At 56.5% G+C, this 21,834-nt stretch carries 17 protein-coding genes; 6 read left to right on the top strand and 11 right to left on the bottom strand.

The features are described 5' to 3' along the window. Nucleotides 1–489: 489 nt before the first annotated feature. The 5 genes from Q363_RS20680 to Q363_RS20660 all read right to left on the bottom strand — a co-directional run bounded on the left by Q363_RS20680 (nt 490) and on the right by Q363_RS20660 (nt 8,661). Nucleotides 490–3,588, bottom strand: coding sequence for an efflux RND transporter permease subunit (locus Q363_RS20680; RefSeq protein ID WP_035354293.1), 3,099 nt, complete (start codon nt 3,586–3,588; stop codon nt 490–492). 6 nt (nt 3,589–3,594) lie between these two features. Further along, the gene (locus Q363_RS20675; RefSeq protein WP_169747066.1) at nt 3,595–4,863 is read right to left on the bottom strand and encodes an efflux RND transporter periplasmic adaptor subunit; all 1,269 of its coding nucleotides are present in this window, start codon (nt 4,861–4,863) and stop codon (nt 3,595–3,597) included. 38 nt (nt 4,864–4,901) lie between these two features. After that, nucleotides 4,902–6,020: a TolC family protein gene (locus Q363_RS20670; protein WP_211256193.1), complete on the bottom strand. Its 1,119-nt coding sequence runs from the start codon at nt 6,018–6,020 to the stop codon at nt 4,902–4,904. A gap of 279 nt (nt 6,021–6,299) precedes the next feature. After that, complete coding sequence (locus Q363_RS20665; RefSeq protein WP_035354287.1) at nt 6,300–7,673, bottom strand: sigma-54-dependent transcriptional regulator; 1,374 nt, start codon at nt 7,671–7,673, stop codon at nt 6,300–6,302. 1 nt (nt 7,674) lies between these two features. Further along, complete coding sequence (locus Q363_RS20660; RefSeq protein WP_169747065.1) at nt 7,675–8,661, bottom strand: sensor histidine kinase; 987 nt, start codon at nt 8,659–8,661, stop codon at nt 7,675–7,677. Between the two features lie 572 nt (nt 8,662–9,233). On the opposite strand from Q363_RS20660, the gene Q363_RS20655 reads away from it, so the two are divergent. Both Q363_RS20655 and Q363_RS46560 read left to right on the top strand, forming a co-directional pair. Then, on the top strand, nt 9,234–9,860 hold the full coding sequence (locus Q363_RS20655) for an MIP/aquaporin family protein (RefSeq protein WP_035354281.1): 627 nt from the start codon (nt 9,234–9,236) through the stop codon (nt 9,858–9,860). A 708-nt stretch (nt 9,861–10,568) separates the two neighbouring features. Further along, complete coding sequence (locus Q363_RS46560; protein ID WP_084080601.1) at nt 10,569–10,904, top strand: VIT1/CCC1 transporter family protein; 336 nt, start codon at nt 10,569–10,571, stop codon at nt 10,902–10,904. On the opposite strand, the gene Q363_RS20645 is transcribed toward Q363_RS46560, so the two are convergent. From Q363_RS20645 to Q363_RS20625, 4 genes are all read right to left on the bottom strand, one after another. After that, nucleotides 10,901–13,210 (bottom strand): xanthine dehydrogenase family protein molybdopterin-binding subunit, encoded by a 2,310-nt coding sequence (locus Q363_RS20645; protein ID WP_245632356.1) that lies wholly within the window; start codon nt 13,208–13,210, stop codon nt 10,901–10,903. The two genes, Q363_RS46560 and Q363_RS20645, sit on opposite strands and share 4 nt — an antisense overlap. A 54-nt stretch (nt 13,211–13,264) precedes the next feature. Continuing rightward, entirely contained in the window at nt 13,265–14,269 is a 1,005-nt protein-coding gene (locus Q363_RS20640) for an FAD binding domain-containing protein (protein WP_035354278.1), read from the bottom strand. Nucleotides 14,270–14,304: 35 nt separating this feature from the next. After that, nucleotides 14,305–14,988 (bottom strand): (2Fe-2S)-binding protein, encoded by a 684-nt coding sequence (locus Q363_RS20635; protein ID WP_245632355.1) that lies wholly within the window; start codon nt 14,986–14,988, stop codon nt 14,305–14,307. A 762-nt stretch (nt 14,989–15,750) separates the two neighbouring features. Continuing rightward, nucleotides 15,751–16,371 carry a TetR/AcrR family transcriptional regulator gene (locus tag Q363_RS20625; protein ID WP_035354274.1) on the bottom strand — a complete coding sequence of 207 codons (621 nt, stop codon included), beginning with the start codon at nt 16,369–16,371 and terminating at the stop codon, nt 15,751–15,753. A 438-nt stretch (nt 16,372–16,809) separates the two neighbouring features. Between Q363_RS20625 and Q363_RS46555 the strand changes: the two genes are divergently transcribed. The 4 genes from Q363_RS46555 to Q363_RS45905 all read left to right on the top strand — a co-directional run bounded on the left by Q363_RS46555 (nt 16,810) and on the right by Q363_RS45905 (nt 18,706). Beyond that, nucleotides 16,810–17,100, top strand: a complete 291-nt coding sequence (locus Q363_RS46555) for a cupin domain-containing protein (RefSeq protein WP_084080600.1) — start codon at nt 16,810–16,812, stop codon at nt 17,098–17,100. 188 nt (nt 17,101–17,288) lie between these two features. Further along, nucleotides 17,289–18,176, top strand: coding sequence for an aldo/keto reductase (locus Q363_RS20620; RefSeq protein ID WP_035354271.1), 888 nt, complete (start codon nt 17,289–17,291; stop codon nt 18,174–18,176). Nucleotides 18,177–18,258: 82 nt separating this feature from the next. Continuing rightward, nucleotides 18,259–18,420, top strand: coding sequence for a hypothetical protein (locus tag Q363_RS45910; protein ID WP_211256266.1), 162 nt, complete (start codon nt 18,259–18,261; stop codon nt 18,418–18,420). Between the two features lie 133 nt (nt 18,421–18,553). Further along, nucleotides 18,554–18,706 carry a hypothetical protein gene (locus tag Q363_RS45905; RefSeq protein ID WP_211256265.1) on the top strand — a complete coding sequence of 51 codons (153 nt, stop codon included), beginning with the start codon at nt 18,554–18,556 and terminating at the stop codon, nt 18,704–18,706. 262 nt (nt 18,707–18,968) lie between these two features. Here Q363_RS45905 and Q363_RS20610 read toward each other — a convergent pair whose 3' ends face one another. Continuing rightward, entirely contained in the window at nt 18,969–19,595 is a 627-nt protein-coding gene (locus Q363_RS20610) for a GNAT family N-acetyltransferase (RefSeq protein WP_084080599.1), read from the bottom strand. A 1,720-nt stretch (nt 19,596–21,315) separates the two neighbouring features. After that, nucleotides 21,316–21,834, bottom strand: a 519-nt coding sequence (locus tag Q363_RS20600; RefSeq protein WP_035354264.1) for an SDR family NAD(P)-dependent oxidoreductase, incomplete at its 5' end; no start/stop codon positions are given.

The following is a 21,834-nucleotide window of genomic DNA, read 5'->3' as shown; positions in this document are numbered from 1 at the left end:
CTTTGAGCGTATCGTCTCAGCAAGCGTGGAGGTAGAACGGCTGGGCTATAGTTGATATTGCATTTTCCGAATAGCTGCGAGAGCGCACCATTGACGCGGCTAGTGCGAGTTTCTATGCATCCGGCTTTGCGATCGATTCCGCTACGGTTCGCAACCACTTCATAAAAGCAGGTCAATGTCCTGAGCCTGGCGCTGCTCTTGAGACGCGCGTAACCAATGCGCCTCGACATTGGAAGGTCGAGGACGGCGCTTAGACTGGTGTTTGAGATTGATTGGAGGGAAATACTGTGCCTGAGTTGCCAAGCGCTCCGATTACCCTTGAAGGTTTCAGCGTTCTTCATCAAATGTTTCGGTTGACTGGGAGTCATGGAAGAAGTTGTCTGTGCAGGATCAACGCAAAATAGAAGCCGAGGCTGTCAAACTTGTTCAAGCGTGACCTTTGATGTGAGGTTCAAGGACTCACGCAGTGACCTTTTTTTGAGCTTCGGATCAGACAGCTGTCAGATCCCTATTGCGTGCCGCGTCTTGAGATTTAGGGGATCTATCGAACCAATCGTAGAATGTGGGCAACAAAAATAAAGTCAACAAAGTTGAACTGATCAGTCCACCGATCACGACTGTCGCCAAGGGCCGCTGGACTTCGGCTCCAGTTGAAGTGGAAATAGCCATGGGAACGAATCCGAGACTAGCGACAAGGGCTGTCATCAGGACCGGTCTCAAACGGCGGCCTGAACCTTGCAGGACTGCATGGTGTAGCGAGGCGCCTTCGTCTCTCAATTGGTTGATGGAACTGACGAGCACTACACCATTAAGTACTGCGACCCCCAGCAGGGCGATGAAGCCTACCGAAGCGGAGAGATTCAGATTGAGGTGGAATATCCATAGAGCGGCAATGCCGCCTACCAGTGCGAATGGCACGTTGACCAGAATCAGCATGGCCTGCTTGATGGAATGGAATGTCATATAAAGCAGGCCGCATACGATTGCTAGCGCCAGCGGGACCACCAACAAGAGTCGCCGCGTTGCGCGCTGCTGGTTCTCAAATTGACCGCCATAAGTGATGGTGTAACCGGCAGGCAGCTTCACATTGTTATTCACCTTCTGCTGGACTTCCGCAACAAAACTGCCAAGGTCGCGGCCTCTCACATTCGACATGACGACAATGCGCCGCTGTCCCTGTTCGCGATTGATCTTCTCAGCTCCGCGCATCACATCGACGTCCGCGACCTGACCCAGCGTCACCATCTCTCCGCCCGGAGCATGCAATGGGATTTCACGCATCGATGCGAAGCCGGAGCGATACCGATCGGGCAGGCGTAACGCTATAGTGTAACGGCGTTGGCCGTCGATCACCTGCGAGACCACCGCTCCCGAAGCGCCCGCCTCCACTGCCTGTTGCACATCGAGGACATTCAATCCATAGCGCGCCAGCGCGTCCCTGCGAATCTTCACAGTCAGCTCCGCAACGCCGGAGTTGATTTCCATCTGCGCGTCGGCAGCGCCGCGTACAGCATTTACCTGGCGGAGCACCTGTTGCGCGAGCGAGTCGAGCTGTTGGAAGTCGTCTCCGAATACCTTGACGGCCAGATCGGCTTTCACGCCGGACACGGTCTCGTCGAGCCGCATGGCCATTGGCTGGGTAAAGTCGTAGCTAATGCCGGGAATCTGCGTGAGCGCTTTGTCCATGGCATCGATGAGTTCTTCTTTGGAGTGGAACCTTTTCCACTCGTGAGTTGGGGCGAGGGCAACATAGACATCGCCTTCGTTAATGCCCATGGCCTCGGTGGCAAAGTCAGGGCGGCCGATCTTGGTCGTAACATCCTCAATTTCTGGAAAGGCGCGGAGTGTCTTCTCGACCCGCTTCGAGATCTCGATGGAGTCAGTGAGCGAGACACCTGGGAGCTTGCGTGTCTCAACCAGGATAGAGCCTTCGTCGAGACGCGGCATGAACTCGGTGCCGATAAATGCCAGTGAAGCCAGCGAGGCGATCATGACGACGGCCATTGCGGCAATGATGGCGATGCGGTGGCTAATCACCCAGGACAGGCCCGCGATATAACGGTGACTCAACGGCTCCATCCAGTGCTGGTTCGTCTCCTTTTTCTTCCGGCGAAGTCCCTTGCGAAATACGAAGGAGCTGAACACGGGAATGACGGTGAGGGCTAGCAGCAAGGAGCCGAGCAGCGCCGTGCAGACCGTGATGGCCATGGGGCGGAACATGCGTCCCTCCAGCCCCTCCAGAAAGAGGATAGGAAGATAGACGGCGATGATAATGCCGACGCCAAATGCCATTGGCCGAGCGACCTCAAGGCCCGCAGTGGCAATCGAAGTCATCGGAACCTCCTCTTCTCCATGTTCCTGCATTCGATGCACTGAGTTTTCGATCATCACGACCGCGCCATCGACGATCATGCCGAAGTCGATAGCGCCCAAGCTCATCAGGTTAGCGCTGATGCCGAAGAATTTCATCCCCAGGAAGCTGAAGAGCAGAGAGAGTGGAATGATCGATGCCGTCACCAGTGCGGCGCGGAAGCTGCCGAGAAAGAGCAGCAATACGACTGTGACCAGGATGAAGCCTTCAAAAAGATTATGCTCGACCGTGTGAATGGTTCCGTCAATGACAGTCGATTGATCGTAGAAGGGCTTGAGCATGACGCCCGCCGGCAAATGGAGGCTGGCGATCCGTTGCTTCACCAGTTCGATGACATGTTTGCCGTTCTCGCCTTTCAACATGATGACCATGCCCGAGATGGCCTCGCCATTTCGTAGGACTGCGCCCTGGCGGGGCGCTGGTCCAATCGTCACTTGCGCGACATCATGCAGCATGACCGGCGTGCCCTGGTTGGCAAACAGAACAATGTTGCCAATATCGCCGACGCTGGTGGTCCTGCCAACGCCACGCAAGGTGTACTGTTCATACGCGTGCTCGATGTATCCGCCACCGAAGTTAGTGTTGTTCTCGGCGACACGCGTGGCAATGTCCTTGAGCGTCAGTCCATACTGCTGCAGAAGGGCTGGATCCACCTTAATCTGATATTGCTTTGTCTCGCCGCCCCAGGTATTTATATCACTGACACCGGGGATCGTTCGCAGCTGCGGCTTGATCTCCCACTCCTGCACATCCTTCAGTTCCATGGGCGAGAGTCCGTTTCCTGTAAGCGTGTATTGATAGAGTTCCCCAAAGGCGGTCGATGGCGGACTGAGGACTGGCTGTATCCCCGCGGGAAGCGAAGTTGCCACCTGTTGCAGACGCTCGTTGACCAGCTGGCGCGCGAAATAGGTAGGAACAGTGTCGTCGAAGACCACGGTCACCATCGACAGCCCCAGCTTGGAGAGGGAGCGCACCTCCTGCTGCTTCGGCATTCCCATCAACGTACGCTCAACAGGATAGGTGACAAGCTGCTCGACTTCCGTGGGAGGCATCGACGGCGCTTCGGTCACGATAACGACCTGATTGTTGGTCAGGTCAGGGAAGGCATCGACAGGAATGGTGTAAACGACCCAGCAGCCTGCCGCAATCAGCACAAGAACGCCAAGCAGTACGGTCCAGCGATGTGCAAGCGAAAAAGTAAGAATTCTTGCGAACATGTCGGATCAATCCCCCTGCATGGAAGCTTTGAGGAGTTGAGATTTCAGTAGAAAGCTGCCCTGGGTCACCACCTCTTCACCTGGGCGCACGCCCTCAGCGAGAGCGACTTTGCCATTCAAGGAACTGCCAACCCGCACGGGGCGCGGCGTGAAGCGGTCGGCTGCCTGGCGAACAAAGACAACATCTTGGCCGTTCACCTGCTGCACGGCCTCGGGCGTAATCAGGATAAGCGGACGCGTTTCACCGACAGCGATCTCTGCTGTTGCCAGCATCTCGGGGCGCAGAATTCCCCCGCTGTGTTCTATGTCGATACGAACCTGAAGACGGCGCGTTGTTGGGTCGAACTCCTGACCGAGATTGCTAATCCGTCCAGCGAATCGTTGCCCCGTGCCCCCTGGAAGCGTCACCCATGCGCTCTGGCCAACCTTCAACTGACTGAGTTGTTCCTGACCTACGGACGCGAGCATCCACAAGTGCTTCGGGTCTCCGAGAACGAAGATGTCGGTGACTGGCGCCACGGTCGTACCGGGAGTCGCATTCTTCTGCAGAACGTATCCGCTCGCCGGTGCGACAATCGGGATCAGTTCCGCAGTTTCGTCATTTGCGTTTGCCGGCAGGTCGGCGAAAATACCGAGGTTTTCCTCCAGATGTGTTCTGCTGCGGACGACATCGGTCTGGCCATTCTCAAGGGCTGTTTTCGCATTGACCAGTTCCTGCCGCGCCTGCTCTGTTTGTTCGACCGAAGCGGCGCGGAGAGCATAAAGACGCTGCATGCGGTCGAAGTTCACTTGCGCCAGAGACTCAGCGGACTGCAGGCGGCTTTTCTCGGCAACAGCCATCGCATATGCGGCCTGAGCTTCGTGTATGGCGTGGCTGTGCATGCGCGCCAGCACCGCGCCTTTATGTACGTAATCTCCCAGATTGGCGTAGACACGCTCGATGCGCCCGGTCGTGAGCACACCAACATGCCAGCTCTCGTTGTCGGGTAACACAATTTTCCCCGGAGACTGAAGCAGGTCCGACTCCTGCTGGACAGCGAGCGTTGTGGTGGCGATAGCTCCCCGTTGTTCGGCGACGGGAAGCACTATCTCCGCTCCGTCGCTTGCGCTCTTCGATGCTGCAATCTGACTCGAGGCATTGGCTCGAGCATTGGACTCACTTGCTGCCGCACTGTGGCAACCGCTCGCGAAGCCTGCGATCGCTGCAAGGACCGAAAGCACCAGCATCGCTATGACATACCATTTCCATTTCTGTTGTTCCGCGCACAATCTCATAGATTCTCGCCGTTGCAGTTCCAAATCAGTTTCTATATTCATGGCTCTAGTCCTTCTGCGTATTCCAGTGAAACAACGCTCTGGTGGTAATTGCCCAGCGCCTCCACCCATGCGCTCTGGGTGTCCACACGCAACTGCTCCGCATCCAGCAGCCGGAGTAGATCGGTGCCGCCTTCGCGATATGCCGCACGCGAGATATTTGCAATATCAACTGCCTGGTCGAGAAGAGGTCGATAACGATCCGTAACCTGACGCTTCCACATCCCATAGGACATGCGGGCCAACGTCAGATCGCTCGCACTCTGCTGTTGGACAGCAGCGAGCGTGGACCTGTTGGCTTCGATATCGAATCGCGCTGCGGCTACCGCTCCCTGATTGCGGTCAAAGACGGGCAGGTTCATCTGAAAGCCGGCAACCATCGTATTCAAGCCAGCCGTGCGTTTGTATCCGACGAGTGCATCAATGTCAGGTCGCCCTTGAGCCTTCTGCGTCATAAGATTCGCGCGGGCGGTATCGATTGCCTGCTGAGCCAGCTTAACTTCGATACGCTCGTTCTGTGGACTGTCCGCAGAATCAGGATTCTTTGGCTCGTTGAGTAATTCAAAGGGTTCGCTCAACCGCCAGTTCCCTGCTTGGGCCAATCCCATCTCACGGGCAAGTTGCTGCTTTGCCTCGGATTCTGCCAATCTGCTGGATTCAGTATTCGCTTCGGCGCGAGCCTCTTCCAGTCGCACGCGCAGAAGATCGACTGCGGCAATCTTTCCCTCGTTGAAGCGCTTCTCGTTATAGTCAAGAATCTCGCGATAGTACCCGACACTCTGCTCCGCCAGAAGTTGCAGATACTGAAGGCGCAGGGCATCCCAGGAAGTTTGAGCTACGCGAAGTTCTATTGACCTCTTCCGTTGCTCGAGCGTGAGCTGAGACCGGTAAACGGCGCTGTTGGCCGTGGCAATGCGCGCTCCCCGTCTTCCAGACACCTCAAGCGCTTCGGTCGCGTAGGCGTACGTATCGACGTTCTGGGTGAAGTTCATGTCAGGCCGCAGATTTTCCGACTGATAAAAAAGCCTGGGGTTGGGAATAAATCCCGCCTGGCGGCGCAGCTGGGCACTTGATGCCTCAACCTGCGCCGCCGCCTGCAGCTCTGCCCGCTTGCTCATGGCCGACGTAATCGCGTCGCTAAGAGAGAGCGCCTGCGCTGATGGATCCTCCGCGAAGCCGCAGGGCGAGAAGAGAACCAAAACGGCAATCACTACAGTCAGAGAAACTAGCCATCTGGATATTGTTTGCTTCATATGCCTGACGTGGATAAGGCAACTGAAAGGCCAAACAAATCATGTACCAGGCTATTGCAATAACGGGTGATTACGACCGCACGGTTTCCAATGTGGACAAACATTCAAACCCGCGTCCAAAGTTTTGAACAACGTGAAGTCCTGCTACAAGCCATATTTCGAGAGTTTATAGCTGAGATCGCTCTTGGAAAGACCAAGCCTCCTTGCCGCTTCCGTCTTCGATCCATTGGTCTTCGTCAGCGTCTGCTCAATGATCCTTCGCTCCCAGGACGCGAGCGTGCTGCGCAAGTGAAATTCTTCCGGCAGCGACGCTCCATTAAACACGGGAGGACCGGAGTCTGCGTCCGTCTCATCCTGTAGAACCTCCGGTAAATCAAACCAGAGTATCTCCGGGCCGTTCGTCAAAATGCAGGCCCGCTCCAGCAGGTTGCGGAGTTCTCGCACATTGCCAGGAAAGCTGTAGGACATGAGTTGCTGCAGAGCATCCGGGTGAAGCGTACGCTTTGTCGTTTTTAGATCGCTTGTGATCTCGCGCAACAAGTATTCTGCGATCTCAGGAATATCTGTGATTCTCTCGCGCAGCGGCGGGACCGCGATAGGGACAATGGCGAGCCGATAGTAGAGGTCCTGGCGGAAGTTTCCTTCCTGCACCTCCTTCCTCAGATCGCGGTGCGTTGCCGTCAGCACGCGGACATCGACATCCCGCGCAACCGTAGAGCCAACGCGGGTGATCTTTCCTTCCGCCAGAACGCGCAAGAGCTTGGCCTGCGCCGCAGCAGACATCTCTCCCGCTTCATCCAGAAAAAGCGTTCCCTGGTGTGCCGCTTCAAAGAGTCCGTGGCGCGTCCTGTCAGCTCCGGTGAACGCACCCCGTTCATGCCCAAAGAGTTCGCTCTCCAACAGTGTTTCGGAAAATGCTGCGCAGTTGACGCTGATAAGCGGCCTATTTGCTCGCGTGCTGTTTCGGTGGATTGCTCGTGCTACCAGTTCTTTCCCTGTTCCTGTTTCTCCGGTTATCAGTACCGTTGCGTCTGTCGGACCGACCCGAGAGATCAGTTCGCGCAATTTTGCGACAGACACGCTCCTGCCCCGGATCTCCGATTGCCCTTCAAGCCGGTCGACGGTATTACGCAGCAAATGGTTCTCACGCTGCAACAAAGACCATTCTGCCGCGCGATCAACAACCGCCCGCAGGTTGTCTGAAGAAAAGGGCTTGGTCAGGAAGTCGAACGCGCCGCTACGCATTGCCTCGACTGCGAGCTGAACGGTGCCATAGGCAGTTAACAAAACTACTGCCGTAGATGGTTCCAACTGCTGGATTGCTTTGAGAACCTCGGAACCTTCGCCATCAGGCAGCTTCTGGTCAAGCAAGACGACCTCAAAGTCATTGCCATGGACCGCCTGCAACCCTTCTTTGACTGTTGCTGCTTCCACCAGGACGTGCCTGTCCTGCCGAAGGTTTGCGGAAAGCACCTTCCGCATATTGGATTCATCTTCAACGATGAGAACTCGGGCCATGCTAAAGCTCCCTCACTGTGTGCGTTTGCACCGTATCTTCTCCATCTATGGAAGGAACCCTGATCGTGAAGACGATGTGGTCTGTGTCGTTCCGCTCCAGATGCAGTTCACCATGGTGCCTGTCTACAATGCTTCTGGCGATCGCAAGGCCAAGACCGGTACCACCCTCTTTCGCGGTAAAGAATGGCTCAAAGATATGATGCACCACACGGAGCGGAATCGCAGGACCCGCATTTTCAATTCTGATCTGAAGACTCTGTCTGGACTGCTTTAGGACGGCAATCAGAATGGACCCGCTTTGCGGCGAGGCTTCAATGGCGTTGCGCATCAGGTTGAGAAGTGCCTGCTGCAACTGGCCCTCATTTCCATATATGCGACAGGCATCGCACATCTCGACTTTAATTTGTAAGTTCTTTTGAAGAGCCTGCGGCTGCACAATCGCAACGATGTAGCCAACCAGCGCCGTGGCGTCGAGATGTTGAAAAGGGGCGCTCCCCGGTCGGGCGTACGAGAGAAAATCGCTAGTTAGTTTTTCCAATCGTCTCGCTTCCAGTCCTGCGATCCGCGACATCTCTTCCCGCTCCTCGGGGGCGAAAGATGCTGAGGCCGCGGTCTCAAGCGCGCTGGAGATGATGGCGACAGGATTTCTAATTTCGTGAGCGACGGCGCTGGCCAGCCGTCCTATCGCTGCTAGTTTCTCTTCTTCAATAAGCCTGCCACGCGTCGCCTCCAGGTCATCGAGCTGCTGGCGAAGCTGCTCTTCGCGATCGCGCAGCATGTGTACCAACAGCCATACCAGGCATCCGACGATGAAGTACACGAGCACTAGAGTGCTCGCCTCGAGTATCTCGCCGCTTTCAAATGGAGGGGTAAAATTAGCTGCAAACGCAACCCAGAAAAGAGAGATGGTAGATGCTGCCGCAGAAATGAGTAACGTTATCGCAAACGAGAAGTAGATTGCCGCTTCCAGAACCGGCAGAACCAGCATCCCGAAGTAGTGCGTATCCGGCTGGCGCGTCAGCACGGCGAGTAGGAGCGCGAGTACCAGGGTCCACGCAATTGACGAGACGGCAAACCGCTGACTCCTCGACTTGTCTTTCGTCACGATCTGTTCTGCGTAAAAGATCTCAATCAGGCGAAGACTACTTGCAAACGCAACCAGAAAGAAGACGGAAGGAGGCGGCAGGGTCAGGAACGTTGTAAAAAGTATCTGCGCTCCGAAGAAGATCAGGAGGACGGCGAGGTAAACCGAGCCAATGATTGAGCGGTTAACAAAGGTGCTGGCAAATGAAAAGCGGTGGGGCATTCAATCTGTTCTCTCTCTATAGGAACATCTGAATCGTACAGCATTTCGAGGGCCAGTCTTCTGCGCCAATATAAACCCACACCTACCGTATTCATTGGCAGTATCGATTTCGAAAAATCAAACTACAAGTACAAATCCTTGAACTGCTCAACGGTATATGAGGTGGCTTTACACCCGTATCCTTAACAACTCTTGTCCACACAGGAATGGCCCTTAGCTTGCCATCGACCTTGCAGGAGTTAATCAATCGGGCTATGAACAAGTATGTGATGGAATTTATCGGAACGTTCTTCCTGGTCCTCACGATCGGTATGTCGGTCATCGCTGGCGGCAGCGGCGTCATCCCTCCGCTCGCGATCGGCTCGGTCCTGATGGTGATGATTTTTGCCGGAGGTCACATCTCCGGCGGCCATTACAACCCCGCCGTTACCCTGGGAGTCTGGATGCGCGGCCGCACCGAAACTAAAGATGTCGTCCCCTACATGATCTTCCAGACCGCCCGAGCGCTGATCGCAGCCACCGTGGTCAAATACCTGGATCCCACTGCAGTGGTCCATCCGCACGTTCTAGCTGTCTTTCCTGCGCTGCTAGCCGAATTTCTCTTCACCTTCGCCCTGGTCTTCGTCGTCATCAACACCGCCACGGCCAAAGGTACCTCGGGAAACTCCTTCTATGGTCTTGCCATTGGTTTCACCGTTCTTGCAGGCGCCTTTGCCATGGGCAGCGTGACTGTCGGCGCCTTCAACCCTGCCGTGGCCCTGGGCGTCTCTGTCATGGGAATGGCCGCCTGGTCACAGCTCTGGTTATTCCTCGTCGCCAATTTCCTGGGCGGAGCGGCTGCAGCGCTTACCTTCAAATTCCTGTGTCCCAACGATAAGTAGCGTGCTTTCCCGGTGTTGGCAATCCGCTGCAGTCTGCCGGCGTTTCATCACTTCGTTCGTGTGGGAGATGACTCCCAACGGCCAGGGAGCAAATATTCATATACTCGCAATCGTTCGCGGCGGTATTAGCAGTCTTATAGCTGAAGTGCCGGAAGATCACATCAGACTTCATATGCTCTCGTCGGGAAAAGCACGGCCCAGCCCCATGAGCTCACTGAAGATCTGATTGATCTCGTAAGGGCTCACTGGAAATAGAAAGGGGATGACGAATTCGGACAAGAAGAGGCTTCTCGCTGCCCTGGAGGCTAACTGGCAAGCTGAGATGGAGGGTTATTGCACCTACACAGCCTTTGCCAAAGACGAAGTCGATCCGCAACGCAGGAACGCCTTGCGGGGTCTGGCCGCCGCAGAGAAGCATCATGCAGAACTATGGGCCGGACGTATCCGAGAGCTAGGCGCACCAGCGCCCCAGTACGTCGGCCACCCGGCGGGTCAGGCGACTCGTTGGCAAATCGAGTGGGCCGGGCTGATCTGGCCCTACGCCGACTCGAGATCGACGATGGCGAGACATCGCCAAGTATGGAAAGCAGCTGAAAGCCCTTGGCGACCAACCCAGCGTTGCCATCCTGGAAGAGGTGATTGCTGACGAACGGGAACACTATCAGACGCTTGGCAATCTGATCCGTTCGCGCCGGCCTCTGCCTACGCCTGCCTCCTGAGCAGGCGCAAGAAGCCCTTGACGATCTGCTGACCTCGCGCGACAAGGGTCGTACGCAAGCGGCAGGTTGGGTTGGGGACGCAATCTACGGCGTCAACGATGGCCTTGGGTCGATCTTCGGCATTGTCTCCGGCGTCTCGGGAGCGACATCGGGCAATAGCCACTTTGTTCTTATTGCAGGCTTGGCGGGTATGGTCGCCAGTGCGTTATCGATGGGGGTCAGGAGCGTATCTTGCCGCAAAGAGCGGGAAACCACGCGGAGAGTCAACGGGAGCGTCGCGAGAGAAGCTGAAAAGATGCGACCCTTGCTTGTTTCAGTTTCCTAGGCATTAACCCGCGCTTTCAGCAAATCTTCTATCCGCACCGGAAGCTCGCGTACTCGTACCCCTGTCGCGTGATAGGTCGCCGCAGTGATGGCCGGCGCAATACCTGCCAGTCCAATCTCTCCGATGCCTCGGGCTCCATATTCGTTCAGCAGAGGATCGGGAATGTCCAGGAAGTGAACGTCGATCTGGGGCGTGTCTGCAATGGTCGGAACGACGTAGTCGGCAAAATTGTCATTCACGGCGTGCCCGTTGCGCGGGTCATAGACGGTCTCCTCGAATAACCCCATGCCGATACCCATAACGACCGCGCCCGCCATTTGATTTGTCGCAGTTCGTTTGTTGATGATCCGTCCTCCGTCGACGACGCTGACAACCCGGCTCACACGCAGCCGGGCGATGCCGGGGTCCCACTCCACCTCTACAAACTGCGCTCCGAAGGAGTGCGTCGAGTAATCACGGGATCTCGGATCCGCTCCGAGGCCTCCGCTCTTTCCATCACCGTTGGCGCTCGCGAGATTTGCCAAGCGTAGGATCTCATCGTAAGGAACGCCGCTCGCAGCCGACTGCCCTTTTGCGTGCACGCGACAGCGAGTCATCGTCAGCGAACCGGGGTCTTTGCCCTGGAATGGTGAGCCCTTTGCATTGGATGCCACAGTCAGAACGACCTTCATAGCAGCATTGACCCCATCGATCACCGCCGGCAGAAAGGTGGCCGTCGCCGTGGAGCCGCCGGAGGTGGGTCCCGGAGGCAGCGAGCTGCTCCCCAGAACAACATCGACTTTGTTGACAGGGATACCCGTCTTGTCACTGACAACCTGTGCGATTACTGTGTAGCTACCCGTGCCGATGTCCTGGGTACCGCAACTGACACGGGCTGTGCCGTCGCACAGCAGGCTGACTGACGCCTCACAGACGCCGCGGTTGGCACCCCAGGATGCCGCAGCCACACCCCACCCCAGGATCAGGTCGCCTTTGCGCATCGATCCAACCTCTGGCGTACGACGTGACCAGCCAAACTTCGCCGAGCCTAGTTGGAGGCATTCCTTAAGATGTCGCGACGAGAAGGGTTTGTTCTTCTCCTCGTCCATCAGAGTGTCGAGCGAAAGCCGCAACTCCACAGGATCTTTCTTCAGCTTGATAGCCAATTCATCCATCGCGGATTCGAGCGCAAACAGTCCGGGTACAGCTCCGGGACCTCTCATCGGCGTGGGCGTGCCAATGTTGCGGCGCACTAACGCGGAGGTTACCTTCAGGTTCGCAGTGCTGTAGAGAAATGGTGTGGCCTCACCGCAGTTCTCGCGAATGTCGTCGCCGTAGCTCGTGTGGTTGCGGTAATCCTGCTGCAGAGAGACCAGCTTACCGTCGGGCGTCGCGCCCAGGCGCATTCGCTGCTGTGTGCGCGGACGATGACCGGAGTTCGAGAACATCATCTTGCGGCTGAGCGTAAGCTTGACCGGCCGGTTGAGTTTGCGCGAAGCGGCGGCTGCAATCGCAGAATGAGGCCAGGGGAAGAGCTTGCCGCCGAATCCCGAGCCGATAAACCGTGATATCACCTCAACATTTTCCTTCGGCTCTCCCAGCACCTGGGACATGACGTTCTGATGGTTCATCACGCCCTGCGAGCTTTCATAGAGTCTGTATTTCTTTCCATCCCATACAGCAACCGTGGCGTGCATCTCCATGGGATTGTGCGTTTCTACCGGCGTCACGTAAGTCTCATCAACCTTCACCGGTGCCGACGCGAATGCCGTGTCGGTATCGCCGCGATGGCTCAGAACCCGCGGACCGCCGGGCTGACCTTCAGCGGGCAAGTTGTCGGACAAGGAGGAGTCCACATTGAACTTCGCCGGCTCGTATTGCACCTTCACTGCTGCTGCTGCCGCTTGTGCCTGCTCGAACGTCTCCGCCACCACGGCGGCGATATATTGACCCCAGTAGTAGACCGTCTCGTCTTCAAACGGTGGACGGCTTTCGCTGTTGCGGCCGCCGGACGCGTTCCTGTAGAGCGGAATCACATTGCCGTGATGCATCACCAGCAGCACACCCGGCATAGCCTCTGCAGCAGTGCTGTCGATGCGGGTGATCTTGCCGCTCGCTATGGTCGCGCGGACCGGCACTGCATACACCAGGCCGGGAAAGTTGTAATCGGAGGCGTAACGCGCAGCTCCTGTAGTCTTCAGCGGACCATCAATGCGTGGCACATCCGCGCCAATAATCCCTGACGGAGCGGGCGCGTTCGGGTCCACGCTCTTTGGCGCAGCGCCATCCTGGCTGCCAATGAACTCAACAAACTCTTCGAACATCATGCGAATCGCCTCCTGCGAGATCGTCTGCTGGCCGTCTCGCCTTTGCTGCTCCTACTATGCGGACTGCGTAGATACCGTAAGTGCGCGAACGATGCATCGCTTCGCCAGTTCCACCTTGAAGCCGTTTTCGCTCGCCGGCTGCGCATCCTTCAGCGCAGCGTCCGCGGCCCTGCGGAAGCTTGCCGCATTCGCGGTTTGCCCTTCCAGAACATGCTCTGCTTCGCGAGAACGCCATGGAACTGTGCCTACTCCACCTAGCGCAACACGCGCACGCTCGATCCTGCTGCCGTTTAATTTGAGGACGATCGCCGCCGAGGCCAGGGCGAACTCGTAGGCAGCGCGGTCGCGCAATTTTAGATAGTACGATCGCGTGCCGGGAAGGGGTGCCGGGAGCGTAACGCTGACAATCAGGTCGCCAGGCTCCAAAACGTTCTCGCGATCCGGAGTGGAACCGGGCTTGAGATAGAAGTCCTGAATAGGAATGGTGCGCCTGCCCTTCACACCCTCCACCTGGATAGTCGCCTCCAGAGCCGTCAGCGCGACGTTCTGATCCGATGGATTGGATGCGATGCAATCCCTGCTGGTCCCCAGGATGGCAAGCATCCGATTGTGGCCGCCAATAGCGGAACAGCCGGTCCCAGGCTCGCGCTTGTTGCAGGCATGCGCGATATCGCGGAAGTACACACAGCGGGTGCGTTGCAACAGATTTCCGGCCGTCGTTGCCATATTGCGTAACTGCGGCGACGCACCGGAGAGCAGCGCCTGAGAGAGCACTGCGTAGTCCCGCTGGACAACCGGATGATGTGCTACAGCAGAGTTCCGCGCCAGTGCGCCAATGACGAGTCCGCCGCCCGGAGCGGACTCAATCTTCGCTAACGGAAGAGTGTTGATGTCAACGACCTGGTTCGGGCGCTCAACATCAAGCTTCATCAGATCGACCAGCGTTGTGCCGCCAGCGATGAAGCGAACATCCGCATACTGCTGTGCTGTCTTCGACTGGGCCCCAGCCTGTACGGCCTGGTTGACGGTTGTCGGTTGTTGATATTGGAAGGTCTGCATTCTTTCCTCCGTCGAACTTTCCGCTAATAGCGGAATCAGGCTTTGCGGCGTACCGCTTGAACGGCGGCAACGATATTGGGGTATGCGCCACAGCGGCAGATGTTTCCATACATCGCCTGCTTGACGTCGTCATCTGAGGGTCCAACGTGTTCAGACAACACAGCCACCGCCGACATAATCTGACCCGAGGTGCAATAGCCGCACTGGTAGCCGTCATGCTCTACAAATGCAGCCTGCATCGGATGCAGATGACCCGGCTGGCCGATGCCCTCGATGGTTGTGATCTCGTCTCCCGAATGCATCACCGCGAACGACAGGCACGAATTTACCCGCTGGCCGTTCACGTGAACCGTACAGGCGCCGCACTGACCATGATCGCAGCCCTTCTTCGTGCCAGGCAGGTCCATGTTTTCCCGAAGACAATCGAGCAGCGTGGTCCGAGGATCGAGGCGGAGACTATGGCTCTTCCCATTCACCTTCAGAGTCACCGGAACGGTACCAGCCTTTGCTGCGGTCTCAGAAAATTGCTCCGCAACTGCAGCCCCCGGCGTTGCCGCCGCCAGAACAGGCGGAGCTGTTGCCGCAAGTCCAGCCGCTCCAAGCTGCGACAGAAAGAAACGGCGGCTGATCTGCGGAGTCTGTGACTGCCCTCCGATATCGTTGGGCTGTTCCTGCTCATGAAGATCGGTCGTGGATGCGGGCTTTCGATCGGTGGCCAAGAGAACACCTCCATCTAACTACATGAAAATCTATCGAGCGATTCGCCGATCAAATTGCGAACCGAATACTAACGCGCGCCGCAAAGAGGAATGCAAATGTTCAGGAAAATCTCTTCCGGTCTTCATTTCTAGACAGCTCCGCCGAACCTTATACTGAGTGACGTAAGCGATCGGTGTAAAGCTTCGTGAATTCTCGAACTCCAACACTGTCGGAGGGTTTGCCACGTCAGCTTGCTAAACAATTCTGAGGATTGTGGCGGCTCAAGTCTCACCTTCTGTGAAGGCACGACCCAGATTCCAAAACTTGCCTCGCGTTGTGAGTTGGTTTGCATACCGGCTCTCCTGAGATTGCCGCGATCAAGGGGTTCGGACTCGTTCGCCTGCGTGGCATGGTTGAATCAAGAATATACTGTACCGTACAGTACACTAGAGAAATGCAGCATAGCAACCCTCCTCCTTGCCAGCAGCGCACGAGAGTCGCATGTTGCGGTGAGCATCGATAAATAGGGAGCCAGACCTTATCTGCTGGCGCAGAGACGTCGACCGTCATCGGGATGGAGACGTAATGTGGATGAGGAATCTGCAAAGACGCTTGTGGCGAGCGGGCCGCAGAAGTTGTGCAAAGCTCGCCTCGAAGCTCGCTTTGCAAACGCGCACTGGACTGAGCGGTCATTATCGAGACGGCGCTTCTCATCAATCGAGATTCCGAACCTCGAAAACTTGTTTATCGACATGCTTGATGAGTGAGCGACATAAGCGCCCTTAGGACACATCGCTACGATGGTTCCCGAGAATGAGGTCGACTGCTGCGCAAGCCAATCGCTCGAGTTCAGCATCATTTTCATGCTTACCGACTCCCGCCAACAGACGGTATAGGATGTCTCCCGTCAATGAGTCGTGAAGGATCACCGCCATCCGATCGATTGGAATCGTTGTCTTTCGCAGCTCTTCGCGACGACTTTCCAACAGAGATCGTATGAACGAGGCCGTTCTGGCCGGACCGTGCGTGTACCATGCCTCGCCTACTTCGGGACAGTTCAGGGCCTCGCCGATGGCGAGACGATGAAGCTCTACGGACCGTTTTGAGGTTATGAGCTTCAGAATATGAAAAGAGAGCTTCTTGAGACTCTCTTCAAGGTTCAATCCTGTGTAATCGATCTTCGTGAGCGGTTCGTTCGCCTCGCGGCACAGGTTCTCAATACTGCTGATAAACAGCCCGCACTTCCCGCCGAATTTGCTGTAGACCGTACTCTTCGAACCACCAGCTCGCTCGACGATCTTGTCGATAGTGACGCCTTCATAGCCACGCTTCAGAAACAAGTCTGCTGCGACTCTTTGAAGCTTGCCGTTTCGAACCTCTCCTCGCGACCGCTTGTTACGCATTCATCTCTCCCTCCCTTCTCTCCGTCCTGAATGCATCCAAAAAATATTCAATGCGATCCACAGCTTGAATCCTCCTGTATTAACAGCATTTTATGCGACCTCTCTCTTCAGGCCACTTCTGAATTGCCCTGCCTGTAGGGTTGTCGTGAAGTGTTTTCATAATGTACTGTACTGTACAGTACGGTATGCTCGCTGGAATCGATGGCGAGGCACAGGGAGAGTGCATGGTAAACATATCCAATGATTTGCTCGTCCACCCGATGGCTGACCGATCTGTTCGCGATGCAATGGAAATAGCTATGCGCGGATTATCTGAACCCAAGCGCAATCAACGATCAGTGTCGTGCATCCCGCTGAACTGAGCAGCGAAACCCAGCAGACGCCGGGATCGCGGACGTTGTCCGCCATTGCAGCAATGCATGGTATTGTCTCCTCGCTATGGGGAGGCATATTTGTGGTCGAGCCTCAGCGAAGACCGGCATTCACCACCACGACGAACAGGACACTGTCGTTTACGTCCTTGAGGGAGAGGCTTGTGTACGGTGGGGCAACCTCGGAGAATACTCAGCCACTGTTGGGGTCGGCGATTTTCTACATGTGCCGAGTTGGTTGCCACATCAGGAACTCAACCCTTCGAACGAGCATCCATTTTGGTGGGTGGTCGTTCGAAGTACGCCAGAGCCGATCGTCGTCAATCTACCTGACGATTTCTGGACACGCGCCTACTGAGGTGTGAGGCACCGCTGATGTATACGAGAAGAGTTCTTAAGCGTCACAGTCGAAGGACCTAGTCCTGCCGAGGCTTGGGCGGAGATCAGGACTCGGAACCTGATCGATCAAAATGTGCACGTAGCTGCCTGAGTGCAAGAGCCGGCTCGTCATACATTCCAAATTCTCAACACGAAAGGAGTAGTCTTATGAATAAGGAACAAACTCTTTCAGCTGCAGCTGCTGGCACGGTTACCGTCGGTGGTGATCTTACGGTCATCCGGATGGGCTATGGAGCAATGCGGATCACAGGGGCAGGCGTGTGGGGACCTCCCGTAGACAGGGCTGCCGCGGTTGCTACCCTCCGGCGGGCGATTGAACTCGGAGTGAATCTGATTGACACGGCCGACTCCTACGGCCCTGGCACCTCCGAAGAGTTGATCGCAGAAGCACTCTACCCATATCCCTCTGAATTAGTGATCGCAACCAAGGCTGGATGGGAGCGCCCGGGTCCCGGCCAATGGACGCATAATGCCAGCCCGAAACATCTTACAGAGGCACTCGAGGGAAGTCTGAAGCGTCTGCGGCTGGACCGTATCGATGTCTATCAACTGCACGCTCCCGATAATGCTGTGTCCTTCGAGGCGTCGGTAGAAGCACTGGCCGGACTGCGCGAGCAGGGTAAGATTCGCCATGTCGCGCTCTCGAACGTGACTCGCGAACACGTGGAGAGGGCACGCGTGATCGTGCCGATTGTTTCTGTGCAGAACCGCTACAGCTTCGCTGATCGGGAATCGGACTTCATCGTCGATTATTGCGAGCAGAACAAGATCGCTTTCCTTCCGTGGGCTCCGCTCGGTCAAGCGAAAGAGGCGCATGAAGCCATCAAGAAACTTGCGAATGATCTTGATGCAACTCCTTTGCAGGTGGCTTTGGCCTGGCTACTCAGACGTTCCAAAGTAATCTTGCCTATTCCCGGAACGTCCTCGGTCAAACACTTGGAGGAGAATATCGCTGCTGCGGGTCTTGAACTCTCTCAGGCCGCGTACGACACGTTGTCCGCTGTAAGTCATCCTCCCGCAAGTCTGCGTGGTTAAGGCTGGCCAAATTTCGCGCCATTGCTTCCTACGTAAGCCGAGGCACTATCAACTGTCCCCGAATTGGGGATCCCGGAGAATTATGAGATTTTCACCCTTCGCAAAATTCCAGAGATTGGCCACTCTGGCCGTTGCCACGTTTCTTCCTTCAGCTCTCCATGCGGAGCAGACGATTACCGGCCAAGCCGCCTTCGCCGACTACACCCACCAGAAGCCGGGCACCCGGCGCAAAAACCGTGGCTGATCTACCGGAACCGAAACCGTCTGAATCTATAGACAATGGTCCCTCTCTCGTCCAAAGGCCTGAGGGGGCATGGCCCATTGCCCCAGCCGGCTTTACGGTTCAGCTCTATGCTGGTGGTGATGCGGCTACTCCTATGCAGCGATCCGAAAACAAGAAAGAGACGCATCCGCCCACCTCTGGAACCTTCGTGATGCCCCGCATCATCCATGCCGCACCGGTCCTCCATCGTCTCCGCGTTGAAGGTCAGGATTTCGGGATCGATCCGGTGGACCGTTGCTTCGAGTGACTTCAGCAGTTCCTGCGGCTCTTGCGCTGTCCTCGCAACAATGAACAACGCATTGTCGGGGCTCCTGGTTGAACGGCGTATACAGTACCGGCTGAACCTCCTCATCCAGAGGCCCTTCCTTGAGGTCGTCCACAATGCCGACGATCTCGATTGCTGGCGTCGACGTTCCTCAAAATGAAGAAGTTCGATATTGCGTCGCTCAAGCGGGCGGCTGCGGGCTGAGGCACCATTTCATCTCTACGAGGAAAGCAGTCATCGCGCTTCAGATAGCCGCCCGGAGCATCGGGAAGATCGGTGGTGACGACCCCACTTGAATTGTGCCGAGCACGACAAAGCCGTGTCGCTCGTATAAGGGAACATTGGCCGGATTCGACGACTCGAGGTAAGCGGCCACGTGATCTTTGTCGCACTGCAGCAACGCGTGCCGCAGGAGCGCCGAGCCATAGCCGCGGCCCTGGTGGACTGGGTCTACACCAATCATTGGCAGATACCAGTGGGGCTCGGCCGGATGATAACCACCCATGCGCTCGAAGACGCCGGACACTTCCTCAAGCCGATCCGCGGCCAGGCTCTCCTGCATTATGGCCCCAAGAGCCTCATGGTCCGGGTGAACGCCGGGCGGGAGCCAGAGCGCAGCCCCTCGAAATCCGCTCACCTGGTGACCGGTACCCTGCTCAAAAGACTTCCCGCCGAAAGCCCGCACGATTCTCGGGAAATAACTGACGTACGCGTGTGGGTCGGGGTATGTCCAACGTGCTGCCGGATCGGAGCTGAAGGCCAAGCAGATCACCGCGACAGCCTGGTCCACTTCCGGCGCCGTAATAGCCGCCACGGTGGAGGCAAGCGGTGAGATATCACCGGCAGCCGAATTCGTCTTCGCGTTGGACATAACTCAACTTTAAAGATGTTCGCCGCGTTTGCAGTACGCAAAATACGCCACTCTGTTGACAGATTACGCCAGGCGGGTTCCGTTCGGCCGGGTGATCTCGGAGGGCCATAGCTGAGCGAGGTCGCGAAGCGCTGCTCCCGCTAATCGATAGACTGGATCGCCGTGTTGAGGTCTGCGGAGCCGATGCGTCCCCCATCGGCACTGGGGACAAGATCGGTCGAGTGCATACTTCAGCTACTCGGATAGCAGCGTGCTGTGATCCGCAGCGGTGGCGCGGAGATGAAGGGCTTGTAACCGCCGCTGCTCCAAAAGTGTGATGTGTGCCATGGCTACCAATGGCACAAAAAAGCCAGGGATTAGGACAAACGGCAAGCCCTGCATGAGCACCGTGGTCACCGACGAGGCTAATCCGGGCCATAGGTACAAGTGTGCCTAGGAAATCCGGGATGCCAAACATGTTCCACGCGAGGAACACCCTGCCGAAGCGAAATCGATCATCGGCGGCAACGCGTGCGGCAATCCACGGAGTAGTTGCCGCCATGGCGATGTCGCCGAGTCCAGCAGGCCAAGCAAACCCGCCGGGCAGCAGCCCCTCCGCATAGCCCATCAAGAATCCCAGGCCGATGAATCGCCAACCATTGAGTGCGATCAGAAATACTGGCGAAATGGAAACAACCAGTGCCCGCCACTTTGAAAACCAGCGCACGCTCGGCAGAAACAATAGGATCGGCGTGATGAAGGCTACGGCCAGCTTTATCGGTCGCTCGTTGGGCCCGCTAATGAACACGCGGCGAGCGGCTAGCCCAAAGACTGCGCCAAACCACAACAGGGCGCCGAAGAGCAGAATCCAGTGTCTATTGCTCATACCCCTACGGTGAGTATTGCTCCCAGGTGAAACGGGATCATGAGAGGTCGTTTGTGCTTTCCCTGTTGGCTCGGTTCGCACCAGGAGCCGGAACGCAAAGTACATGGGTGATGAGAAGCAACGGGACCAAAACGGTGGGGATGAAGCATGCGGCGCCCTGCTGGCCAGGTTCGAGGTTGACAGCATTTCCTTTGTAGAACGCGTGTAGGAGATCAACACTCCCCACAATGTTCACGCCCCACGCAAGAATAATTCCCAGTTTGCTGCGCAGGGTTGTGAGCCCAAGCAAGGCCAAGATAGCGGTGGCCAGATCGCCATATGCGGCCGGGCGCGCGTAGGCGGCGGGCAAGCTCGGCGAGACCACACCCGGAATAACGAAGGCCAGGCAACGAAGCGAAAGCTGTGCAGCAAAAGTATGGGTCGTAAGGCATCGCCGCGCGATCGGCTGCGCAGGGCCGGCCAAATATACTGGCGGGAAACGACAGTCCACACGACGAAGCTGAAAACGACGCTGACGCCAAACAAAGCTATGGAGGACATGCTGATCTCACTTTCTTGAGCGCTTCTTGCTCTTCGCTTCAGGGTCAGTCAAAACCGATAGGTTATCCAGGGCGAGACATAGCTCAGGCTCCCGGTTCCGCGCACAGATTGCTGCTCGAACCGTCCGTTAAAGACATATGGGCATTCGCGGCCCTAAGGGCGTCGTTAGGAGCGCAACTCGAAAGCTCGCCGATACCGCGGAATTCCATTGGTTGTCGACCGCTCGGCAAGACACTCCCCTATGCAGCTCCATCCGCCCCTCGATCTCTGCTCACTCAAACTTAGCAATGGAACCAACGCGATTGTCGAAAACTTTTACCGCCACCTTAAAAGGTAGTTATTCACTTCGAGCGCGATCGCACGGGGCGGAAGCTCGCCGGCGAAGGACACAATCTTGGTAGCCAAGCCTGGCAAAACGACTTTGCGTCCACGCATCATGCCTCGATATCCGGCAGTGGCGACCGATTTTGCACTCATTTGTGGGAAGAATTTGTAAAGTGCTGTTCCGCTTGCGCCGGCCCTTTGCTCAAATGACGATGTTGTTAACCCGGGGCTCAGGGTTGTGACGGATACGCCGGAACCATCGAGTTCTCTAGCCAGTCCCTTGGAGAAGGACAAGACATATGCTTTTGTTGCGTAATATACGGCCATACGCGGACCACCGGGCTGATAACCAACCACAGACGCGACATTCAGAATCTTTCCATGCTTGCGCGCCAGCATTTCTGGAAGAACCAGCCGGGTCAAGGAGGTCAAGGCTACCATGTTTAGCACCTGCATTCGCTCGAGGGCCTCGAGTGACATGCTGTGAAATTCGCCGTAAGCTCCGACGCC

The sequence above is a fragment of the Edaphobacter aggregans DSM 19364 genome (genome assembly GCF_000745965.1).
Classification (GTDB): domain Bacteria; phylum Acidobacteriota; class Terriglobia; order Terriglobales; family Acidobacteriaceae; genus Edaphobacter; species Edaphobacter aggregans.
This window is presented reverse-complemented; position numbering and strand designations above follow the sequence as displayed.